The sequence below is a fragment of the Clostridium sp. AM28-20LB genome, assembly GCF_003480665.1.
Lineage (GTDB): Bacteria > Bacillota > Clostridia > Lachnospirales > Lachnospiraceae > Otoolea > Otoolea fessa.
Genome location: NZ_QUJN01000005.1, coordinates 200,414 through 220,722 on the forward strand (window position 1 = coordinate 200,414; position 20,309 = coordinate 220,722).

Genomic DNA, 20,309 nt, shown 5'->3' on the forward strand with positions numbered 1-20,309 from the left:
TTTTTATGATGCTACTGCAATGCTTTTTTTGCTTTTTCCCTAACCATACTCAATTCCACTTCTGTCATATCACAGTATTCGCTGTTTTCTGTTGTCGTCCCCGCATCCTGCACATATATCAGCTTTGTATCCTTCTGTGTGATCGTATTAAACCATGTTCCCTGCAAAACATTGTAAACTTTATTTGGCTCCATCGGAATTACATCAATCTTAAATGCATCATTCTCGCGGGACGCCGTCAAAAGAACTGCTTTTCCCTGAACCAGAATAAACTGCTCATCGGTTGCGTGATGCACTTCCAGATACTGAATCTTCTCAATATCATTATTAGGCTTCCAGTTTTTAATACATACGACCCATTTTTTATTGTCATATACACACTGAATACCTTCCCCTTCATACTCAAACACATCTGCTTTCATGACATTTCCTCCTACCTTCTTTTCAAATTCTTCTTGTTCCTGCAGGTTTCAAGCGAATTTTTTCATATCATGTCATTATAATACATCATATATCATTATATTGTCAATGCTAATTTGTCATTTTACATATTTTTTTTAGGGGGTCAGCCTCTCTTCCTATCATATTTTTATTACGTTTTCTTTTTCATCACACACATCCATATCAATTTTCACAATTTTTTTCACTTGTCTGTTATCTTTTTCAGCAATTCTTTGATGCCAAACGTTCTGATTTTTTACTTACACTATGCTCACTCTAAATTAACTTGTCCGTATGGACAAAACAGCGAAGTCTGCTCCATACGGTCAGGCCTCGCTGTCTGTCTAAGAAAATATTTAATTGGAGGATCTTTAGTATTCCACTTTCCACATATAACGTCTTTCATCCATAGAATGACCACGCACTTCCGCCATCTGGGAAACATAGTATCTCTCAATCGGAATCATAACAACCGGATTAAAGAATTCTACGACGCTCTTATCGATTTTACCGCCATTTAATTTTTCAAAATCAATTACAATATAATTTTCCGCATAAGTGCGCAGGAATTTTAAGCAGCGTTCATCCAATGCGCGGGTTCTTCCCTCACTCATCAGAAGGATCATCGGAAGCTTCTTATCCGTTGTTTCAAATGGACCATGGAAGTACTCACCCGTATGCAGGCACACAGCATGCTTCCACTGCATCTCCATGAAATGACAGCAGCACATGGAATATGCAACTCCATAGTTTGAACCAGATGCCAGCACGTAAAATACAGGTTCATCTTTATATTTTTCTGCCCAGGCTTTTGCATCCGCCAAAACATTTTTCTTGCCTTCTTCTATAATTTCATCAATGTAACGGTATGCTTCCATCGCCTTGTCATAATTCTCCCAGTTTTCAAACTGTTTTAACAGCTCAAAACCAATCCGAAGGGAGTTCGCCTGGTTAGAATCACTATATACCTGATCATCTCCATTTGAATATGTCACAATATACTGTCCAACTTTTGCCATACCTGTCTGCATATTTCCTGTCATAGCGATTGTCACTGCACCTGCAGCATTGGCTGTTTTTACTGCCTCCACGGTCTCAGGCGTTGCCTTTAATGAACAAATAACTGCGACGCACCGCTCATCCAGTTCTTTTGGTGTTGCATGAACAAATTCATTGCTGGTATATGTAGTAGCGCTAAAAGTTTTTGCCTCACTCTGAAGAAGGTACAGCCCTGGGAAAATAGCTGCCTTAGATCCGCCGCAAGCTACAAAATACACATGCTTTAATCCACCCAGTTTGTCCATCTTTTCTTTGATCTCTGCTACAATTTCTTTTACTGATTTTTCCATCTTTCTGATCTCCTTTTCTTTTTTTGTATCAATTATTTGTCAAAATGACTTTCCATGTCCAAAAGCCCCCTGAACCATACAGGTTTTCGAAGAAAACTCTGCCCCTGCTTCCAGTGCTTTCCTTATCTCTTTTTCATAAATGCTTTCTTTCATCTGTATGCCATACTTTTTCCGGCTCTCCAGAAACGAAAGCAGAAATGCCGTTGCAAATGAATCCCCTGCTCCCAGCGTATCTACTGCTTCAACCAGATGCGGCGGCTGCTCATAAAACTGCGTTCCATCAAATAGAACTGCTCCATAGCTTCCTCTTGTTGCAATTACCATTGGGCATCCAGCACGAAACATTTTCTTACAAATTTCTTCCGCATCCTCTCTCGAAACGGAACCACATGAAAGAAACGCATACGTAATATACGGAGCAACCTTTTTTACTCGTTCTTCATCGACCCACTGACCCGAAAAATCATACGATACAGAGATTCCCTGTTCTGCCAGTTTAGGAAGCTGTTCATCAAAATAGCTATTATTGGTCGTGTGCACATGATCAAATGTTTTAATATACTCCAGATCTTCCACGTCCAGATTTAACGGATTTTCTTTTAATACGCCGCCTTTGTTGCTTCCGAGAAAGACACGGTCTCCGTCTACCAGCGTAACCCTCGCATAACCATTTTCTCCTTCATACTGACGGCACCGACTGTGTTCTACCTGCAGCTCATCGAGTGTTGCTATCACATGTTCTGCAACCTCATCCCGCCCGAACACTCCCATATAAGCTGACTCTGCCCCCAGCATCCCTGCATAAACCGCAAAGTTTGCAGCCTGACCTCCCGGAAACATAAGCCTGAGATGTTCATATTTGTCGCACACATTGTCCCCAATTCCAATGACCCGCATTTTTTCATCTCCTTTGGATTGATTATATATCATTATATAATGTTATGATATCATATTATACTTATGTATGTATTTTGTCAAGTGATTTCTGCATTTTTTTACATCACTTTTTTCTAGGTACTGTTCACGCATACGTGCCCGGTAATGGAATTTCTATCATCTCCGTTTCCATGTTCCTGATAAAAAGAAAAGGCTGACTCCTGTTAGCGCAAATTTTTCTTGCTTCCTAACCTGAATCAGCCTTTTCTTTTCAATTAATTTACTCGATTCCTATTGTAGATTCACAGACATAAAATGAGCATTTTTCTCCATTAAACACCTGATGCCCTACATAAATGGGTTCCTTCTCAGCCGTATATGCCACACTTTTGATAAAAAGCATCGAAGTTCCTTTCGCCATCTGCAAAAGCTCTGCTTCCGCTGCTGTCGCCTTGCAAAGTTCAATCCATTTTTCTGAAATTGCCACTGCTGTATGAGAGTGTTCCTTCAAAAATGTAAACAATGAATTGTCATCAAATCGTTCTTCCAGAAGAAATGCATATTTAAGTGGAAAATAGTTACGCTCAATCGCCATCGGCATACCATCCGCATAGCGGACTCTGGATATATAGATAACCTGGCTGCCTTTTTCCACATTCAAAAGCCGGGCTATCTTTTCACTCGCCAGTTCCAGCCTGTTTTCAAGCATACGTCCTCCGGCCTTCATTCCCATATGAGCACACATTTCCGAAAAACTCTGCAATTTTTTCATATCTTTAGTTACTTTGCGCTGGCAGACAAATGTTCCTTTTCCCTGTTTTTTTTCTACAAGTCCTTTTTCCACCAATTCGCTGACTGCTTTTCGAACTGTAATAATACTGACTCCAAACGATTTTGCCATTTCACCTTCCGTTTGCAGCTTTTCTCCTGGTTTATATTCACCATCACTTATTTTTTGTTCAATTTTTTCTTTTAATTGGACATACAGCGGCACTGCGGCACTACTATTTAACATTTTCTTTCTCCCTGTTCCTAATAACATGAATGATATAACTCTTTATATAACAATATAAACTATATCTAAATAAAAAGCAATCCTACATTGATGCCAATGGAAAATCTACTTCCAGGACTATTCGAAAACTTGGCACCTTAAAAGAATTGCTGGTTGAACACGATCCTACAAGAGATGACGTTATGGCTTGGGCAAAAGAACAGGCCCGGATTGAAACAGACTATGAATTTATCACAAAACGAAAAAGCACCGCCGGAAAAGCTATATAGAATAAGCCTTTCTGCGGTGTTTTTCCAAACATTACTGTCAAAGACGGGAATATACCACCCTTTTCCAATTTTGTCAACGTCACTTTTGTCATTTTGCACAATAAGCAATTTTCTTTTTTGACAAGAAAAAGCATTTTTCACAGTTCTTTTTTACGAATCTTTCCACTTTCAGTCTTTGGAAACTCCTTTAGAAAGACAAATTCGCGTGGAATCTCATAATCTGCCAGTCTTTCTGCCAAAAATTCCCGAATTGCCATATTGATACAACCACTTTTTTCGCTGTCACTTCCGGCAATTTCTTCCCTTTCAGCTTCTTTCTCCCACACAATCCACACTTTCAGATAATCGCGCCCATGCTCATGGACTGCCTTCACTGCCGTCTCTGCCACTCCCGGAAATGTCCGCACCGCCTCTTCGATCCGGAGGGATGACACTTTTCTCCCATTTATGTTGCAGATATCATCATCCCGCCCATCAAAATAGAAGAGTCCCTCTGCATCTGTGTGACCGCAATCCCCAATCACCGCGTCATTTCCAATTCCAAGGATTCCATACCGCGTTTTTACATGAAAATGGTCGTTTTCAATCCAGACATCCACCTCTGGAAATGCACGGCCAACCAGCGTCGTATCTTCTTTCATCTCACTTCCATGGATATAGGTAATATAGTTCAGCTCGCTGGCGCCATAATACAATGTAATCTCCGCTTCGGGAAATGCCTTTTTAAACTGCACTGCCTCCGCACCGCCCATACTCTGGGAGCCGCTGACAAAAGAAATAATCCGATAATTGACCGCCTGTTCCCGCTCATAGATACGCCGCAGCGCCCGCAGCTTGACAGGAATCAGATAGACGCAGGTCGCCTGTTCTGCCTCGATCATCCGCTTCCAGAGGCGCGGATCAAAGGAATCCGCCGCAACGACGCTTCCGCCGGACGCAAGCTGCGCCATATAAAGGTTCAGGTTGCCCGTAAACGCCAGGCTTCCCTGCATAAACGTAATGCTTCCCTCTCCCATTTTGAAAATTTTATTCTGAAGCTTAAAAAAATCGTGCCAGCTTTCAAAGGAGCGGAACAATACTTTCTGACGACCGGAGGTTCCCGACGTCATCACACCCATATATGCCCCTTCCGGAGGTGTCACGTCACGCAATTCATCGGAAATTTTTACATCGGACGGTGCAATTACCGGAACCGTATTTCCGTCTCCATATGCCAGAAACTGAATAAGCTGATGCGCGATCGTCGGTTCCTGGATCCAGTGGATGTGACGTTTTCCCTGTTTTTCTTCTATCTCTTTCGGATGTTTCCTTACACGTTCTGCCGCCTCGATGAGCTCCCCGAACGTATAGCGCTCTTTCTCCGTGATCAGGGCTTCCCACTCTGGCGGGTATGCCCGGAGCGCATCCAGATATGTATTTATACGTTGTGTCTGTATTTCTTTCATGATTAATTCCTGTCTTTTACTTATTTTTATGTAGAACTTTTTACCAATTTGAGCTTTTAAATTTACCACATTTACTTTTTATATCATTCAAGCACTGTCTTCATCTACTTCATTACTTTCTCCACCAGAATACTGCTTCCGATCCCTCCGGCGGCTGCCACGCAGCACATTCCCAAATGCCCATTTTTATGTTCCAGTGCTTTCATCAGATGCAGCAGAATCATTGCGCCGGAGACTCCATATGGATGCCCATAGGCAAGTGCCCCGCCCCAGATATTATAACGGTCTTCAATCCCCGGAAATGCACGTTCAAATAGAACATCAATAACGGCAAACGCTTCATTGACCTCAAAAGCATCGATCTCCTGATAAGAATGCCCCGTTTTTGCAAGTATCGCCTTAGCAGCGCTGACGGCTGATTTTGGGCTCATCATCGGATCATCCCCGATCGCTGTACCAAACCGGAAACGGCATTCTGCTTTCCGTCCCTGTTCCCGCAAAAACCGTTCCGAACAAAGTACCACAAATGCCGCGCCATCGTGCATCAGGCACGCATTTGCCGCCGTGATTTTCGTGCCATTTGGAAGCAGATACGGCAGGCGGTCGATCAGACGCTGGCTCATTGTCGGACGGATTCCCTCATCCCGGCTGCTACCGTCGATGGAAACCGTTATATCCTCCAATATTCCCTCTTTGCGCGCCTGCGCCGCCCTCTTATGGCTCCGGAGCACCCAGGTGTCCATCTCTTCCTTAGAGACATTTTCCCGGATCGCAGTCTCCTCCGCGCCCTCTAACATAACCTGCTCACCGCGCTTTCCCGGCACAAACTGTGCAACCGTATACACCTTTCCACCGTCATACTCCGGATGGTTCGGGGACATCATGCGGTACGGCTGTACCGAAGAACTCTCCATTCCCCCGGCAATGACCAGATCCGCCATCCCGCTCTCAATCTTGGCTGCGGCCGCGCTGATCGCCTCCAGCGCCGACCCGCACTGCAGATCCAAAGTAACCGCCGGAATCCGCTCTGGAAACCCTGCCGAAAGTGCCGCCAGACGCGTGATATTGCCGCCTCCCCCGACCGCATTTCCTCCTATTATATAGTCGATCGCATCGGTTGGAAGCTCAAATCGCGAAACCACCTCCCGCAGCACCTCCGCCCCCAGCTTTTCCGCCGGGATATGACGGTACATTCCATCTTTCACCCCGATGTAACTGCGCAAACCGCCCAGAATATATACGTGATTCATACTTTTCTCCTGTTTTTCTTCTATTCCTAATTAAAATTAAAGGGATGCGGCAACGGACTCCTCATGCCTCCTGGCTGCATTTCTGCACTAAAAGGCTGATTCTGTTCACTACCACATCCCATCTTTATTTTCTATCTAATTTCCAAATAAGCCCGTCCGCTTCAGCGCCTTTCCAAGTGCTACCGCTGCCACACACTTAACGATGTCCAGCGGAATAAACGGAATTATCGACTGCACGATAACTGCACCCCACGGCTGTCCGGTCACGTGTTTCATCCAGCCTGCACCGAATGCGTAAATCACCGGAATACCAACTACAATCAGGAACGCTGTCTGGAATGCAACATTTTTCCATTTCCGGCAGAACAGGGAAATCAGGAACGCTACAACCAGAAATCCGATATAGTAACCGCCGCTCGGTCCAAGCAGTTTTCCCGGTCCTGCGCTTCCGCCGCTGAATACCGGCACGCCGCATAAGCCTAACAGCAGCCAGCTCGCCATAACTAAAATGGTATCCTGTGGTGCAATCAGCAGACCGATCAGGTTGACAATCATCGTCTGCGCTGTGATCTTTGCATCCGAAAACGGAAGCGGAATCGCAATATACGAAGACACACTGATAAGAGCCAGCATCATCGCCAAAAGTGTAAGCCGCTTCGCGCTCCATGCGCCGTGTACGTTCACTGCACTTGTCTCTGAACTCATTATATATACCTCCTCAGTGATAAAATTCTAATCCGTGTAATGCATTTTCCTATGAATCACACACAGAGAATCTTTGCTAGAAAAGAGTATATCGGAATTTCAGCAGATTGTCAACCTTGTTTTTATAAATGGTTTACATATGCACCCATAGCTCCTCTGCACCCACTTTATCATCGGCATCCCTATTTTTCTGTAATCGAAAGAATTTCCTTTCCCTCTTGCTTCGTTCTCAGATACACCGCGTTTCTTCCCTCCTGCCCCGAATCCGACAGATATACCTCCTCATCAGGACGAAGTGGGGCAAGAAAACGTACTTCCAGAGCGGTCTGTCCCTTCATCCAGCCCTTCTTCCACAGACGAAGCAGGCAGGCATTCATAACAAGAAACCCCGGCAGAACTGCCGCTTCTCCCTGATGGATCGGATTGGTATCTGCCGCCTCCCGGAGATATTCTTCCATCTGGCTGCGGCTAAATGCCAGCGTATCATCATCCTCACTGCCCAGTTCCGTAATTGTTTTCATGAGCGGCATTTTCTCTTTTTCCGGGACAAGGACGCTCTGGCGCGGTTTTACCAGCAGCACTTCCATCTCCTCATTTTCCCGTTCCTTTTCCTCCTCCGCTGCCGCTATGCGGACCCGGATTGCCGAGCGGCCTTTTTTGATGATTTCTGGAGTTAATTTGGTATGGCAAAACTCATTCTCCCCCTGTTTGGGCTGCCAGTCCAGATGAAGTGTAGTTGTGCCTATCATCCATCCCTCGTATCCTTCCAATGTGGAGAGAGCGCGCTCAAAGCAAAGAAGCTTCTTTTTCAATCTATCATTCACGGTATTTTCGACCTCTTCGTTATAAATTGTAAATCTGACTCGCATGCACTTTTCTCTGCTCATTATACTAGATCTGTTCCAGAATCACAATATCCGAATCTCCCGCGTCTCCCCCTGATCCACCGGAATAAATCGGTCTTTTAAGCCCGGCGTCAGCCAGATCGTGCCGCTCTCGTCAACCAGGACTGCCTCATAGTCCTGATGCGCCGCCCAATGTGCTGCTGCCTTTTCCCGTCCCATGACAAACAGGGCGGTCGAAAGCCCATCGCAGCGCAGTCCGCACGGTCCGATGATTGTCACAGAAATCAGCCCGCTATGCGCCGGCGTCCCAGTGGACGGATCCATGATATGCCAGTAAATTGTTCCGTCATCATCCGTGAAATAGCGCTCATAGCCGCCGGAGGTAATGACCGCCTCATCCTGCACCCTGACTCCGCCCAGATAGCCGTCGCTCTCCGGATCCTTGATACCGACATACCATTTCTCGCCATCCGGTTTTGTTCCGATCGTCTGGATATTGCCTCCAAGACTGAACAGTGCGCTCGTCACGCCATCCTCCTTCATAGTCTTTACCACCTCATCTCCGGTAAATCCTTTTCCGACACCGCCTAGATCCACCATCATTCCTGGCTCGATCGATGCCGTATCTGCTTCTAAACCGACCAGACGATAATCGACCGATTTAAGCAGGCTTTCCCGCTCGCTCTCACTGGGGACCCGGTAATTTCCCGTTGTAAATCCCCAGCTTTGCACAACCGGATAAATCGAAATATCGAGCGCACCATCTGTTTCCGCTCCCAGCGCCAGCGCCTCCTGCATCAGATAACGCGTATCATCGGAAAGTTCCGCTGTTTTCTCCTGGTTCAGATGAAAAATATCGCTGTTTTCCTGCGTTGTCGAAAACTCCCCTTCCAGCTCTTCCACCCGCCGTTTCACTTTTTCCTGCAAATTTGCACTTCCGCCGTAGGCGTCAAACTGCATCACAGTATCCATCGCAAACACTGTCCAATTCTGCCCTTCTCCCGGATTCTGGTTCGAATTTGAGGGATTTTTCTCTAAATTTTCTTTTTTTTCTACTGCTGCCACATTTTCTGCCGTCTCTTCCGTAGACGCAGATAAACGAGGACGGTCATTCTGGACCGTCCCCGTTTGATCCGGCTGCGATGAAGCACCGCAGCCACACAGCAGCAGGGTTAATAAAATCCACCACTTCTGTTTCAATTTTTACTCCTTTAAATACAACTGCTCTTCTTCAGAAACAGACTCTTCTTTCTCAGAAGCATCGCCTTTACCTCCGTCGGATTCTTCCTTATCAGAAGTATCATCTTTTACGTCACCGGTCTCATCCTTCTTGGAATCATTGTCCTTAGATTCATCCGTTTCATTCTTCTTGGAATCGTCACCAGTTTCGCCGGATTCATCTTTCGAATCATCCTTGTCAGCATCGCCTTTATCTGAAGTTTCGTCTTTCTTCTCGTCCGAATCCTCTTTCTTGTCCTCGTCTACTTCCGGTGCCTTGTTCGCATCGTCTGTCTCGTTCTTCTTATCGCCATCCGGTACATCTGCCTTGTTTTCGTCATTCGTCTTCGGCTCTGCCGGTGTTTGCTCCGGTGTGGTTACTCCCTCGGTTGGGGTGGTGACGATCTCGCTTGGGAGGACTTCATCGGCAAGAAGCGTTCTGGATTCCTTGATTAATTTCCAGTTTTTATCAAGTTTGCACTCAATCGTTCCGTTATTCGTAGTGTAGATAAGAATTTCATTATCCTCTTCTTCACTCAGTCCGGACGCTGAAACCTTTAAACAATCATAATTCTCATTGCTATGAGATGTATCCGTTGCATGCGGTGCAAACTCACCACTTCCAAGGAAGGAGGAAACGGATGCCTTGCTATACGCTGTTCCATTCACCTCAACCGAATTAATCTCCTTTAAGAAGGTTTTTAACTTTTCCTCCTCAACTCCATTGAAACGAATCAGTAAATATTTTCCCGTCCAATTACTCTCTTTTACAACACTGGAAACCTCAATTTCTGTATCCGCTTTCTGGCTCTCAACTGTAACCGTGATCGACTGATTCTTGTAACCTTTTGCTTCGATCACAACCTCATTCAGACCACTATCCAGTGCGCTTGTCCGAATTGTCAATGTTGTACCATTTACTTCAAATCCAAGCGCAACATCTTTCTCCGCATCATTGCCAGTTACTTTTACAGACTTAATTGCTTTCAGATACTCTTCATCACCAGTCAGAACCAGCGGTTTTCCCTCATCAACCGTAGTGCTGCCTGTCAGTTCCGGTGCTGGAAGCAGTTTCTCTTCGTCACCCGCTAACTTCATATCCTTTGTAACTGTAAAGGTAAGCTCTTCGTATCCTTCTGCCTGGATCGTTACATCGGTGCTTTCTTCGGTGCTGAAACCGTCTAAAGTGAAATCGATGCAATCAAAATCCTGTACATTGTTATATGGATCATCTGCATCTGTCATCTTCCATGTAGGGTTATACGAACTAAGGCTGTAAGCTTTCGTATACTCTTTATTTCCAACCTTCACGGACGTAATCTTAGCCAGGTAATCTTTTACACTCGTTCCCTTTGAAGCCTTAAAAGAAGCACGTCCAAAATCTGGATCAAATGACCAACTGGCTTTATGTTTGCTGAACTCCACTACTTCTGGAGCTGCCATCTCTTCCTTAATTTCTTCCTCTTCCTTCTCAACCACAAATTCACATCTCAGCGCCTCCGTGTAATAATTCGAACGAAGAGTCAGCTTATAGCTTCCCGGCTGAACCTGATGGAGAATCAGCTTCTTGCCATCCCCGGATACTTCATAGTAAACCTCGTTGCTGCTGGACACGCCTTTCTTGTAGATATTTCTCTCAACAGCATCCTCCTCATCGGAAAGCAGAGTAACAGATTTCAGGTTCTTCAGGAAATCTCCCTCGCTGCCCTCAACGGTAAATTCAGCATCTGCAAAGTAGTATGTTTTCTTTCCATCTACTGTCTTCTTTGCTGAAAATGCATTTTTAGCATCCGCATAATCAACCTTCAGCGCCAGATCACTCTCCAGCACCTTATCGTATGTAAATACAATACTCTGGCTCTTATATCCCGTTGCATCAACAGTCAGCTTGTACTCCTCACCAGCCTTGAATACATCCGCATTAATGGTAATGGTGCTCGCTTCTTTATCGATGGAATATTTGGTCTTGCTGAGTGCCTGCCAGTTTCCGTTGACAACGATACTCTGAACCGCTTCGATATACTCTGTATCCTCTGTCCGCAGGACTACCGGCTCGCCCTCTTTGTTCTGTACAACTGTAATCGCCGGTGCATCCTGACGGGAGAAGTTTCCATTGTACTGGATATCGCCGAGCAGACCATCTTCAAGAACCTCTTTTGCCGTTGCCGGATGGTTCGGATCCAGTGCTCCATTTTCACGGTAATCTGCAAATGGGAGCATTCTGTTCTCTTCGTATTTCTGATTCTCGCTCTTATTTATGTAGTCTGTCCATCTGAAGAAATCATCATCTCCAGTATCAAAGACTGCATCCGGAATCGCATTGTGCCACCACTCCATCACTGCCTTGGACGCATCATTTTCCATCTTGGTCTGTTCAAGGAGATGTGCATTTACAAGCAGATCTGAATCAAAAATCAGGTTTGCAGAGATTGCAGAGCTTCCTGAGCTGCTGCCGCTGGAGCTTCCGCTTCCGCCGGAACCGGTCAATGCGGTGCTGATACCGTCGAATCCGTATGACGCCATTTTCTGACCATTGGTCTGTTCCTTCTCTTTTACCGGCTCTGCGCCCGTTTTCACCTTGAAGCTCTTGGAGAATGACTGGAAACCATTTGCATATACAGTGATCTTGTAATCGCCCTTGTATGGCAGATGGTCTGTATTATCATTGTGCAGAACAAATAAATCCTGACTGTAGAGATACCAGTCATCGATCATCTTAAGGTCGCTTACTGTTCCGCTCGGATCTTCCAGTGTCACACGCTCGATCGGTGTCTCAATTCCGTATACCAGATCGCTGACTGCAAAATGGAGGTTCTTTCCGGACTGTGGTGTTTCCTTAAGCTCCAGCGTCGGTACTGTCTCATTGACGACATGAATCGGAACGAGCGCGGAACCGCCCGCCGACGATACAACCCGCACATAATAACGTCCATTATTGAAGAAATTGCTCTGTCCTGTCTGGATGGTCAGCTGTCCAACGCATCCCTGTCCGTGCGCTACATTCTTTTCACTGTCAAATGCGAGACCCGGATTGATTGTGTTCTTCTGCTCATTATATTCAACCAGTTCCAGCTTGCGGATGCCGTCAAACCACTTTTTTTCTTCGTCTGTATTATAGTTAAACAGAATGGTAACGGCTGCTTTTCCATTTTTTGGAAGAACCGCATCCGGCGAATAGCTCGGATGAGTCTGTTTTTCCTCATTCAAGTTATACGTAGTCTTTTTCGGAGAAATGCGGGCATTTCCGTTTTCATCGTAATTGGTCAGATAATAGTCCCAGTAAGCAACTGACTCATGCGTCAGAATCTTCTCAGGCAGATAGCCGTCGTTTTCCTCATATACAGCATCTTCCTGGCTCTCATTGCTCAGAACCACCGTCTCTTCCTTTGCCGCATCTTCTTTGCTGCTGACGGTTACTTTGCCCGGTGTGCCAAGAAGCGCCAGTTTTGCCATACGTCCGTCATCTGTGATCGGAGTTAAAAGATTGGTTACATCTTTTCCATCGACCTTAACGACCGTATTGCCTGCATTGTATCCCTCATCAAATGCGATCGGAAGCCACCAGCCCAGGGAATTTACTTCGGTAAGCTTTGTCTTCGTCTCATCTACCAGCGAAACCATCTGCGGCTTGTCTGGATTTTCAGTGTTTCCGTTATCTCCGGCATTTCCGCCATTCTGATTTCCGTCATTCCCGGAATTACCGTTATTTCCAGAATTACTGTTATTTCCGGAATTACTGTTATTTCCAGAATTACTGTTGCTTCCAGAGCCCCCCGAATGGCTGCCGCCGGAACTGCCGGAATTCCCCGAACCGCCTCCTGATACGCTGCTTCCGTTGCCGTCTGCTGCCGGGCTGCTCGCGTAACCTCTATCCGCACGGGTCTGGACCTCTCCATTTTCATTGACCCACTGTCCATCCGCATTGACGCTGTAACCGTCCGGCGTCCGGCCTTCGGTGTGCATCTGACCAAAGTTTTCTGCACTCAAGTTATCAAAATAATAGCATTTTCCATCAATCCACTGCCATCCTGTCACGGTCATACCTTCCGTTCCATCGGATGCAGTGCTGAAGAAATACCATTTTCCTGCATTGTCCTTCCACCAGCCGCGGCGCATCTGTCCTTCCACGCCATCGGCAGTTGTGTTCATATAGTACCGCTGTCCATCGACTGTGATCCATCCAGTCATCATCCGTCCGGTCTGCGGATCCAGATAATACCAGCCGCTCTCGGTCTTGACCCATCCAGTCTTAAGCGTTCCGTCCGTTCCCTGATATTTCCAGTCCTGTCCTTCCTGAATCCAGGCACCGGTCTGTACTCCGGACTCCGATGCCGGTCCGGTTGAAGCATAAGCAGTACCTGCCTGCGCCGCCGCTAACACGGTCACCGCCGCCAGAATTGCCTGCCGGGATCTTCCCTTACCTTTCATACATATTCCTCCATATAATCTTTTGTAATATCTTACTCTCCGCACCAGATTAGGCATCCCTAACTCAGGTGACCGAGGAGGTTAGTATAAACTAATCTAATAAAATCTGTCAATTATTTAAATCTATTTAAAAATGAGAATTTTTATCTATTTTTTAATTGAATTTTATTCTCAATAAAGCATTGGTTTTTTAGTTGCTAAAACTAACATGCAAATTTCTTTTTCCATTCAGCACATGTTAAGTCTCATTTTGCAGCGATTTTTTCCGCCTTTTTCCCTGATATTGCCTCGCTTGCCATGAATTTTAAAAAAACATATTTTGAGATTTTTTTTCTGTTTGCTTCATTTCGTATATTTTTATCCTTTTCGCACATACTCCATCTGTAAACATTTTGTTCCATTCCAGTCCCTTCGCGGTCACTGATATTGGCTTCTCTGATAGGAGATTTACACGATGCAGATTTCTTCATCCATTGAAAATAACCGGACTTTTTTTCAAAAAAAGCTCCGACCGGACATCAGTTTTGATGTCGTAGATCGGAACCTGATGATCGGCGGGCGCGATGCCTGCCTCTACTGTATTGATGGTTTTACCAAGGACGATACGCTTTTAAAAGTACTGCAGGCGATGAGCAGCATTGAAACCGCCCAGATGCCTGACAATGCAAACGATTTTGCCGCCCTCTACCTCGCCTACGGCGAAATCGGGCTGGAAACGGATTCGGACGCGCTGATTATCCAGCTTCTCTCCGGTGTTCCTTTTCTTCTGATCGACGGGTATGCACAGGCACTCACAATAGACTGCCGCACCTATCCCGCCCGCGGAGTCAGCGAACCTGAAAAGGATAAGGTATTGCGCGGCTCGCGCGATGGTTTTGTCGAAACGCTTGTGTTCAATACAGCTCTGATCCGGCGGCGCATCCGCGATCCGAAGCTGCGGATGGAAATCATGAATATTGGGGAAAGCTCGCACACCGATATCGCCATCTGCTACATGGAAAACCGGGTGGACACCGAACTTTTAAACCGCATCCGCACCCGGATTCAAAAAGTGCATGTCGATGCCCTCTCGATGAACCAGGAAAGCCTTGCCGAATGTATTTATCCGCACAAATGGTTCAATCCGTTCCCAAAATTTCGTTTTTCAGAGCGTCCGGATACCTCCGCTGCCTCGATTCTGGAAGGAAATATCATCATTCTGGTGGACAATTCGCCATCCGCAATGATTCTGCCATCCTCTGTTTTCGATATCATCGAGGAAGCCGACGACTACTATTTTCCACCGCTGACCGGCACCTATCTGCGCCTGTCGCGGACGGTCATCTTTTTCCTGACCTTATTTCTGACACCGCTGTGGCTGCTTTTTATGCAGAATCCCGGCTGGATCCCGGAATGGCTCGCTTTTATCCGTGTCACCGACGAGATCCATGTGGCGCTGATCTATCAGCTCCTGATCCTGGAATTTGCCATCGATGGTCTGCGGCTCGCGGCAGTCAACACCCCCAGCATGCTGACGACACCGCTCAGTGTCATCGCCGGTATCGTGCTTGGAGAATACTCGGTCAAATCCGGCTGGTTCAACAGCGAGACGATGCTCTATATGGCGTTCGTCACGATCGCCAACTACTCGATGACGAGCTTCGAACTCGGCTACGCACTCAAATTCATGCGCGTCCTGCTCCTGATTCTGACCTTTTTCCTCAATCTCTGGGGCTTCATCGCCGGAACACTCATTGCCGTCGGCTGCCTTGTCTTTAACCGGACAATCGCCGGAAAAAGTTATATTTACCCGCTAATTCCATTTCACTGGAGTGAATTAAAAAAACGGCTGCTCCGGAACCGGCTGCCGCATGAGGAGAAAAACGGATAAGAATGTCGCATAAAATGTCCGCATACCCACAACTGCCCGGATGGTTCCGGGTACTGGCTGTGGTTTATGCGGACATTTTAACTTCTATATCTATCTTCTATTTTTCTTTCTTATACACTACCTCTTTCAGCACCTCCAGCGCCTCCTCATACCGCTCTGCCCCCATCGAGGCACACGACAACAGGAGCTTCGGATATCCCTCTTGAAAATGATGCTCCTGTTTTTCCAAAAGACTCCCGACCGACTCCACCGGGCGGACGGCGACGCCTGCCTGTGCCGCACGCCCGGCAATTTCCGCCGATGTAAGCGGGCTGTCAAGCTCCATGAGAACCAGAAAACCGGCATCGCCCAGATGCGTTCGCGCTTTTTCTCCAAAAATGCGCCGCACCGCATCACACAGACACTTTGCCTTTGCCGCGTACAATTTCTTGGACTTTCGGATCTGGCTTTCCAGATGTCCGTCCCGGATAAACTGGCATAGGGCAATCTGCTCTGCCTTGGACGCCGTCTGGTTATAAAAACGCCCCCGCTCCTGATACCGTTTCAGCAGATCCGGCGGCAGGACCATGTAGCTCATGCGGATCGATGGCAGAAGCAGCCTTGAAAATGTCCCCAGATACACGACGCCCCGCCCGCCGGAAAGCCCCTGCAGGGACGGTGTCGGGCGGTTATAATAGCGGAACTCACTGTTGTAATCGTCCTCAATAATCAGCATATCCTCGCGCGCCGCATCCTTTAAAAGCTTCATCCGGTCGCCCACCGGCATGACCTCGCCCCAGACTGTCATCTGCGATGGGGTCAGATAGCAAACACTTTTCCCTGTATGTCTCATCGCCTCTGACATCTGTTCGGATAACCCTGTTTTCATCTCTCTTGCACATACATCTGGCTTTTCTATTCCGCACAAATCCTTTTTTGAGGACTCAATCCTCCTATCATTATTTTCCCAATACTCTCTTATATCCCCGGTCCGAAACCCATAATCCTCAAAAATCTGGCGTCCCTGCCGGAACGACGGATTAAAAAACCATGCGCTGTCCCGCTCCCGCAGCATCGGGCACAAAATATGCAAGAGACTCTGCACACCCGCCCCTACTACGATACTGTCCGGCGTACAGATCACATTGCGGTGGCGCCCCAGATACGCGCAGAGTGCCTCCCGGAATTCCCGCTCTCCCTGCGGTTCGCCGTAAGAAAGCAGCCGTTCATCCTGGCGCAAGGCGCTCTTGACATAGCGCCGCCATAAATCAAACTGGAAGCTCTCCCGATCCACATTCGAAGACGCAAAATCATACCGGATTTCCGGGCGTTCCTCCTGACGCGGCACACCGTGCTCTATTTCCTCCCGGTTTGCAGCCGCCAGCACCGCATCCGTTACATAAAACCCACTCTGCGGACGCGAAATGATATAGCCATCCGCCGCCAGCAGCATATACGCCGTCTCCACCGTCGTCCGCGAAAGCTGCAGCTGCAGGGAACATTTGCGGATCGACGGCAGCTTCGCTCCCGGCTTCATCTGCCCGGACACGATCAATTCTTTGTAATATTCATATACTCTCAGATACCGGCTCTGTCCCGGTTCGCTTAAATTCAGTTCCATCGTATTTCCTCTATCTATTTATGTAAACGGCGATGCACCGCATCGATCACCCGCATCATCCCATATCCCAGACAACCGCCCCTCTTTCCGTCTTCACAATATTTTTCATCTCCACCACTTGTACCCCTTATACCCAACTGCCTTCCTCAATTATACCGTTTTCTCCTGCTTATAGGCAATCCCCAAAATTGAGTACTGTTACTGTTTACGCATACGTGCCCAGTAACGGAAATTCCGAGGAAGAAATCAAAGAGCCGCTTCTTCCTAAGAAAGAAGAGATCCCCGCATATCCTCTCCACACGGCTGTTCTATTAAATCCTCTATACAGATTTTTATTTTTCATTTGCGTTGATTTTTCACAAAAATGTGGATATAATATATTATAACAAGGATTTAGGAGGTTGTTTTATGCTGATTCAATTTAGTGTAGAGAACTTTCTCTCTATCAAAGATAATGTCGTGTTATCCCTGCTTGCCAGTAAGGATAACGAACATCCAGAGCACCTGATTGTGGACGGAAACAAAAAGCATTTGAAGTCTGCTGTGATTTACGGCGCCAATGCTTCTGGAAAGTCCAATGTCTTGAATGCGTTTTGGTTCATGGTAAATTATGTGCTGACTTCGCATAACCAGCAGCTCCACAAAACCATTGATCGTTCGCCTTTCAAGTTTGACCGGGAAACACCCTCTCGCCCCAGCAGCTTCGAGGTCATCTTCACCACAAATGGCATCCGCTATGCGTATGGCTTTTCTGTAACAGACAAAGCTGTTATCGAAGAATATCTGTATTACTATCCCAATGGCAGGCAGGCGCTCATTTTTGAGCGAAAAGACACAAAAGATTTTCGCTTTACCGTTGATGTCGATGAACAAAACACTCTCAAGGATCGCACTTCGGCCAACAAGCTCTATCTGTCTGTCGCATCAAACTGGAGCTATTCCAAAGTGATTCCAGTTCTGGAATGGTTTGCTTCCTGCCAGATCATCACGAAACATTCTGTTGCAGACGCCTACGGCCTTGAAGCAGAACAACTCAAAGAGGATGACTACCGGCATGTGATCGCCTCTATGCTGCGTGTTGCAGATTTTGGCATACAATCCCTTCAGATGCGTGATGCAGAATCCGCTCCTTCTCAGCGTAATGATATCTTTACCAATATTGAGGCCATTCACACGGTACAGGATACAGAGGGAAATACTTCTTCCTACGCGCTGAACATGGCAGAGGAATCTGATGGCACCAACAGTTATTTCAAACTGATCGGTGTTGTAAAAAAGGTGCTGGATGAAGGAACCCTTCTTGTCGCTGACGAGATGGACGCTCATCTGCATCCTCTTCTGACAAAGCATCTGGTCTCGCTTTTTAACAGTGTGGAGTTCAATCCAAATGGAGCCCAGTTGATTTTCACATCACACAACACCAATCTTCTTGACCTGGATGTACTGAGGAGAGATCAGATTTGGTTTACCGAAAAAGACGAGCAAACAGCGGCTACCGATCTGTTCTCCCTTTACGATTTTTCCATCCGCAAGGATGCTAAGGTGGAGAAGGGCTATCTGATTGGCCGTTATGGTGCGATCCCCTTTATCAAGGGAGGGCTGTAAAATGGCACGTGGAAAAATTGAAAAGCGTGGACAGCGACGCAGAAAAATAAAGCCTGTCACTCTGATTGTAACGGAGGGTTCTCAAACTGAGCCTAAGTATTTTGAACACTACCGCAACCGTCAGACAAACATTGATATTCGTGTGGTAGGAAGCCGCACCAGCGGAGGTGAAACAGATTATCTCAGCCTGATCCGGAAAGCCGTGGAATACCATCTTCAAAATGACAGCAGCAAACCGTTTGGAATTGCTGTCAATCCATTTACCGACATCCATCAGCTGGTGGAATCACTGCTATAATGTTTCAAAGAAACATGGGTGGCACAAAATTGTCTCTACATTGGCACAGTCCTGCCCTTTCGCCGTAAATCCATATCTGTTATACTTGGTACAGTCAAAACTTTGCATAGCAGCCGCTCCGGTTTGGAGCGGCTGTTGTCAATTTCAGTAAAGGTGGTGGGTTCTATTCTATTTCAAAAAGCCCGGAAAGTGCTGAACAACGAGCGGGGCGAGATCAACTATTTCAGTACGATACTGCTGCGTTTATAAAGCTGGAGCAAATAATCTTTTCTGCGACGCTTGACCGCCGACACCAAATATGCCGTAAATCTAAACCATCCCACAGTGAACCTCACATGGCTAAAGTCACGTGCTTCTCAGCCGTTTTAAACGGCAAGACTAAATATCGGCGGATACGCCAGTAACTTAGAATTTGTGCGGATACGCACTTTTCCCATGCCGGATACGGCTGGTTTCCACATTACAGGTAGTCCGCTGTATATCTGCCTGCGTTTATGCCGCTTTTAAGTTGTTTACTTCCACATAAAGCTTTCTTAAATCTGCATAAACACAGGAGGTTCTACGCTTCACTGCAGGTACTTTTGCCTCCAGTGAAGACCTTTCCGTTTCCGGCAAGGGTTTTAAAAGTTCCCGTATAAAATATCTCGCTCCGATATTATAGGATGCTGACAGGTCGCAGTTATACTGTTTTCCGGTCCGGAAGGTACATAGGCTATGGTTCTCCTGGTTTCTTACTACCACTCCGCTTCCGTCACAGGCCAGCCTGCTGGTGTTCCGGGCACTGACCCTGAACACACGAATTCTGTTCCGATGTGCCTGATGTTCACACAGTTTCTGAATATCCCGCTTTCTCCATAAATGAAGCTTTTGCTTCTTTTTTCCGGATATTTTTCCCTGCATTTCCAGATACTCAAACACAATTACATCTACCTGATACTCTGCGGCATATTTCGTGATCTCCGCAGCTATTTTGCGGGACAGCTCCATATTCAGCCTTTTTGCATAATTCCATCGGCGTTGGACCGGTCTGGAGGAATGTTCCCTCTGAAAACGGCGGATTCTGCCAAGCACATGATACAAATGGTCTTTATCACT

Annotated in this window: 16 protein-coding genes; 3 read left to right on the forward strand and 13 right to left on the reverse strand. The window is 46.6% G+C overall.

Annotated features, from left to right (window positions below; genetic code table 11):
• Positions 1-11: 11 nt before the first annotated feature.
• From DW739_RS11440 to DW739_RS14955, 11 genes are all read right to left on the reverse strand, one after another.
• Positions 12-422, reverse strand: coding sequence for a hypothetical protein (locus DW739_RS11440; protein WP_022360184.1), 411 nt, complete (start codon positions 420-422; stop codon positions 12-14).
• A 390-nt stretch (positions 423-812) separates the two neighbouring features.
• Positions 813-1,790 (reverse strand): SIS domain-containing protein, encoded by a 978-nt coding sequence (locus tag DW739_RS11445; protein WP_118523858.1) that lies wholly within the window; start codon positions 1,788-1,790, stop codon positions 813-815.
• Positions 1,791-1,829: 39 nt separating this feature from the next.
• Entirely contained in the window at positions 1,830-2,687 is an 858-nt protein-coding gene (locus DW739_RS11450) for a fructoselysine 6-kinase (RefSeq protein WP_107001658.1), read from the reverse strand.
• Between the two features lie 259 nt (positions 2,688-2,946).
• Positions 2,947-3,708, reverse strand: coding sequence for a GntR family transcriptional regulator (locus DW739_RS11455; protein WP_347560727.1), 762 nt, complete (start codon positions 3,706-3,708; stop codon positions 2,947-2,949).
• A 379-nt stretch (positions 3,709-4,087) separates the two neighbouring features.
• Entirely contained in the window at positions 4,088-5,395 is a 1,308-nt protein-coding gene (locus DW739_RS11460) for an AMP-binding protein (protein WP_118685119.1), read from the reverse strand.
• 104 nt (positions 5,396-5,499) lie between these two features.
• Positions 5,500-6,645, reverse strand: coding sequence for an acetyl-CoA C-acyltransferase (locus tag DW739_RS11465; protein WP_107001661.1), 1,146 nt, complete (start codon positions 6,643-6,645; stop codon positions 5,500-5,502).
• 135 nt (positions 6,646-6,780) lie between these two features.
• Complete coding sequence (locus DW739_RS11470; RefSeq protein ID WP_022360190.1) at positions 6,781-7,350, reverse strand: biotin transporter BioY; 570 nt, start codon at positions 7,348-7,350, stop codon at positions 6,781-6,783.
• A 182-nt stretch (positions 7,351-7,532) separates the two neighbouring features.
• Positions 7,533-8,174, reverse strand: a complete 642-nt coding sequence (locus DW739_RS11475) for a hypothetical protein (protein WP_118696022.1) — start codon at positions 8,172-8,174, stop codon at positions 7,533-7,535.
• An 84-nt stretch (positions 8,175-8,258) separates the two neighbouring features.
• Positions 8,259-9,395 (reverse strand): FAD:protein FMN transferase, encoded by a 1,137-nt coding sequence (locus DW739_RS11480; protein WP_243023770.1) that lies wholly within the window; start codon positions 9,393-9,395, stop codon positions 8,259-8,261.
• Between the two features lie 3 nt (positions 9,396-9,398).
• On the reverse strand, positions 9,399-13,841 hold the full coding sequence (locus DW739_RS11485) for a hemoblobin-interacting domain-containing protein (protein WP_118743090.1): 4,443 nt from the start codon (positions 13,839-13,841) through the stop codon (positions 9,399-9,401).
• A gap of 245 nt (positions 13,842-14,086) precedes the next feature.
• The gene (locus DW739_RS14955) at positions 14,087-14,242 is read right to left on the reverse strand and encodes a hypothetical protein (RefSeq protein WP_182427987.1); all 156 of its coding nucleotides are present in this window, start codon (positions 14,240-14,242) and stop codon (positions 14,087-14,089) included.
• A 53-nt stretch (positions 14,243-14,295) separates the two neighbouring features.
• Here DW739_RS14955 and DW739_RS11490 point away from each other — a divergent pair, with 53 nt between their 5' ends.
• The gene (locus tag DW739_RS11490) at positions 14,296-15,711 is read left to right on the forward strand and encodes a spore germination protein (protein WP_022360194.1); all 1,416 of its coding nucleotides are present in this window, start codon (positions 14,296-14,298) and stop codon (positions 15,709-15,711) included.
• A 97-nt stretch (positions 15,712-15,808) separates the two neighbouring features.
• Here DW739_RS11490 and DW739_RS11495 read toward each other — a convergent pair whose 3' ends face one another.
• A complete protein-coding gene (locus tag DW739_RS11495; protein WP_118638040.1) occupies positions 15,809-17,311 on the reverse strand; it encodes a PLP-dependent aminotransferase family protein in 1,503 nt (500 codons plus the stop codon).
• 408 nt (positions 17,312-17,719) lie between these two features.
• On the opposite strand from DW739_RS11495, the gene DW739_RS11500 reads away from it, so the two are divergent.
• Both DW739_RS11500 and DW739_RS11505 read left to right on the forward strand, forming a co-directional pair.
• The gene (locus tag DW739_RS11500; protein ID WP_118743091.1) at positions 17,720-18,916 is read left to right on the forward strand and encodes an ATP-binding protein; all 1,197 of its coding nucleotides are present in this window, start codon (positions 17,720-17,722) and stop codon (positions 18,914-18,916) included.
• Position 18,917: 1 nt separating this feature from the next.
• On the forward strand, positions 18,918-19,214 hold the full coding sequence (locus tag DW739_RS11505; protein ID WP_107001666.1) for an RloB domain-containing protein: 297 nt from the start codon (positions 18,918-18,920) through the stop codon (positions 19,212-19,214).
• Positions 19,215-19,706: 492 nt separating this feature from the next.
• Here the strand turns inward: DW739_RS11505 and DW739_RS11515 are convergent.
• Positions 19,707-20,309: IS200/IS605 family accessory protein TnpB-related protein (locus tag DW739_RS11515; RefSeq protein WP_243023771.1), on the reverse strand; the 603-nt coding region annotated here is incomplete at its 5' end.